The organism is Thermococcus sp. (genome assembly GCF_027008145.1).
GTDB lineage: Archaea > Methanobacteriota_B > Thermococci > Thermococcales > Thermococcaceae > Thermococcus.
The window spans coordinates 1-3,621 of sequence record NZ_JALTCZ010000009.1 but is presented as its reverse complement, the minus strand read 5'-3'; the positions used below and the strand labels follow the sequence as shown (position 1 = coordinate 3,621).

The following is a 3,621-nucleotide window of genomic DNA, read 5'->3' as shown; positions in this document are numbered from 1 at the left end:
CAACCTTCTTCAGAACCTACGAGGCCGAGGAAAAGCGCTACCTCGGTGGTCAGAAGGACAACTTCGAGGTTCCAGATCCAACAATTCAGGGCTACCTCGGTGAGAAATACTACCGCCACCTCGACCAGGACGGTTTAATCTTCCCAGAGTCAAAGGTCGAAGGAAAGGATGTCCTCGTTGGAAGAACCTCCCCGCCGAGGTTCCTTGAGGAGCAGAGCAGTCTCGGTGGGGTGGCCCTTCAGGGAAGGCGCGAGACCAGCGTGCCCGTTAGACCGAGCGAGAAGGGCGTCGTTGACAAGGTTATAGTCACCGAGAGCGGAGACGGAACGAAACTCGTCAAGGTCACCGTGAGAGACCTCCGCATTCCCGAGCTCGGCGACAAGTTCGCCTCAAGGCACGGCCAGAAGGGAGTTATAGGCCTTATAGTCCCGCAGGAGGACATGCCCTGGACCGAGAGCGGAATTGTCCCAGATTTAATAGTCAACCCGCACGGTATCCCGAGCCGTATGACCGTCGGACAGCTGATTGAAGCCATAGGCGGAAAAGTGGCCTCGCTCAAGGGCAGACGCGTTGACGGTACAGCGTTCATCGGCGAGCCGGAGGAAAAACTCCGGAAGGAGCTAGAAGATCTCGGCTTTAAGCACAGCGGAAGGGAAGTCATGTACGACGGCATAACTGGCAGGAGACTTGAAGCAGATGTATTCGTCGGCGTTATCTACTACCAAAGGCTCCACCACATGGTAGCGGACAAGATGCACGCACGCTCAAGAGGCCCGGTTCAGGTGCTCACCAAGCAACCTACCGAGGGAAGGGCCCGCGAGGGAGGCCTGAGGTTCGGTGAGATGGAGAGGGATGTTCTCATTGGCCATGGCGCGGCAATGTTGCTCATTGAGCGTCTCCTCGAAGAGAGCGACAAGACGGAAGTGTGGGTCTGCGAGAACTGTGGACACCTTGCCTTGGAGGACAAGCGCAGAGGAAAGGTCTACTGCCCGGTCTGCGGTGAGGAGGAGAGGATAAGCAAGGTCGAGATGAGCTACGCGTTTAAGCTTCTCCTCGACGAGCTGAAGGCCATGGTGATCAGGCCTTCCCTCAGGCTGAAGGATAGGGTGTGATGACCATGCAGTCAATGAAAAAGGTCATCGGGAGTATTGAGTTTGGAATCCTCTCACCCCAGGAAATCAGAAAGATGAGCGCCGCCGAGATAACGGTTCCAGATACATACGACGATGACGGTTATCCGATCGAAGGAGGTCTAATGGACAAGCGCCTCGGCGTTATAGACCCTGGTTTAAGGTGTGAGACCTGCGGCGCCAGAGCCGGCGAATGCCCAGGCCACTTCGGCCACGTAGAGCTTGCCAAGCCCGTCATCCACGTTGGCTTTGCCAAGACGATCTACCGCGTCCTAGAGAGCACCTGCAGAGAGTGCGGCAGGATAAAGCTGACAGACGAGGAGATAGAGGAGTACATGAAGAAGTTCGAGGTAATAGGAGACAGGAAGAAGGCCAAGGACAGGCTCATCAAGGAGATACACAAGAAGGCCAAGGAGAGGATGGTCTGCCCCCACTGCGGTGCCCCGCAGTTTCAGATAAAGTTCGAGAGGCCGACGATATACTGGGAGCTCAGGAAGGACGAAGAGGGCAACGAGTACAAGCACAGGATGATGCCCAGCGAGATCCGCGAGAGACTTGAGAAGATACCTGACAAAGACCTCCCACTTCTCGGACTGCATCCGGAGAAGTCCAGACCGGAGTGGATGGTTCTCACGGTTCTGCCAGTTCCGCCCGTTACCATGAGGCCCTCAATAACCCTTGAGAGTGGCATCAGAGCGGAGGACGACCTCACCCATAAGCTCGTCGATATAATAAGAATAAACAACCGCCTCAAGAGCAACATCGAGGCGGGAGCGCCACAACTCATCATAGAAGACCTCTGGGATCTCCTCCAGTATCACGTCACAACCTACATCAACAACGAGACCTCCGGTATTCCGCCGGCCAAGCACAAGAGCGGAAGACCGCTGAAGACGCTGGCACAGCGCCTCAAGGGTAAGGAAGGTCGCTTCCGTGGAAACCTCAGCGGTAAGCGCGTCAACTTCTCGGCAAGAACTGTCATAAGCCCAGATCCAATGATAAGCATCAACGAGGTCGGCGTTCCCATAGCGGTGGCCATGGAGCTCACCGTCCCGGAGAAGGTAACCGATTTCAACTTTGAAAAGCTCAAGCAGAGGGTTCTCAACGGGCCGGAAAAGTACCCGGGAGCAAACTACGTCATCGACCCTGAAGGAAGAAGGATACGACTCATGGAGAGCAACCTTGAGATGATAGCTGAAAAGCTCGAGGTCGGCTGGACGGTCGAGAGGCACCTCGAGGACGGCGACATCGTCCTCTTCAACAGACAGCCCTCTCTGCACAGGATGAGTATAATGGCCCACCGCGTTAGGGTGATGCCCTACAGAACCTTCCGCCTTAACCTGGCAGTCTGCCCACCCTACAACGCGGACTTCGACGGTGACGAGATGAACCTCCATGTGCCCCAGACTGAGGAGGCTCAAGCTGAGGCAAAGATACTCATGGAGGTGCAGAACCACATAATCTCACCGCGTTACGGTGGTCCGCTCATAGCGGGAATACAAGACTACATCTCCGGCGGCTACCTCCTCACGCGCGAGGGAGCGTACTTCACGAGGAGCGAAGTTGAGCAGATGCTCATGTTCGCGGGTGTTGATGTGGACGAGCTCCCGGAGCCGGACATAATTAAAAACGGCGTCCAGCTCTGGAGCGGGAAGAAGATATTCTCTCTCCTCCTGCCAAATGATCTCACAATCTGGTACCGCAACAAGCTCTGCGACGAACCTGAAAGGTGCGAGGCCCTAGAGAAGCTCATCGAGGAGAAGCTTATCCCCAGCGAGGAGGAGGTCAGGAGGCTTGCCTACGACGGCTTCGTCTACATCCAGAATGGGAAGCTCCTCAGCGGTGCGATAGATAAAAAGGCCTACGGCAGGGAAGACGGAAGGCTCCTTGACGTAATAGTTAGGGAGTACAGGCCAGAGAGGGCCAGGCAGTTCCTCGACCAAGTCACTAAACTGGCTATATGGGTGATAACCCACAAAGGCTTCACAACGGCCATAGACGACGAAGACCTCCCGGGAGAGGCCCTCGACAGAATAAAGGAGATAATCCGCGAGGCTGAGGAAAGGGTCCGGAAGCTCATAGAGGCCTACAGGAACGGCGAGCTGGAACCACTGCCGGGCAAGACCCTTGAGGAGACCCTTGAGAGCAAGATAATGGCCGTTTTGGCTGAGGCCCGTGACAACGCCGGTAAGGTGGCCGAAAGGTACCTCGGCATGAGCAACCACGCTGTGATAATGGCGAAGACCGGAGCGAGGGGTAAGATACTCAACATCACCCAGATGGCGGCGATGCTCGGACAGCAGTCCATCCGTGGTAAGAGACTCTACCGTGGCTACCGCGGAAGGGTTCTCACCCACTTCAAGTCCGGCGACCTAGGAGCAAGGGCCAAGGGCTTCGTCACCAACTCCTACAAGAGCGGTTTAACACCACAGGAATACTTCTTCCACGCCATGGGTGGCAGGGAAGGTCTCGTCGACACCGCAGTCAGAAC

At 56.0% G+C, this 3,621-nt stretch carries 1 protein-coding gene and 1 pseudogene; both read left to right on the top strand.

The window, feature by feature from the left end:
• Window positions 1-1,112: pseudogene (locus tag MVD07_RS00385) on the top strand (DNA-directed RNA polymerase subunit B); the annotation flags it as partial.
• A 5-nt stretch (window positions 1,113-1,117) separates the two neighbouring features.
• A partial coding sequence (locus MVD07_RS00380) for a DNA-directed RNA polymerase subunit A' (protein ID WP_297497110.1) occupies window positions 1,118-3,621 on the top strand: 2,504 nt, incomplete at its 3' end.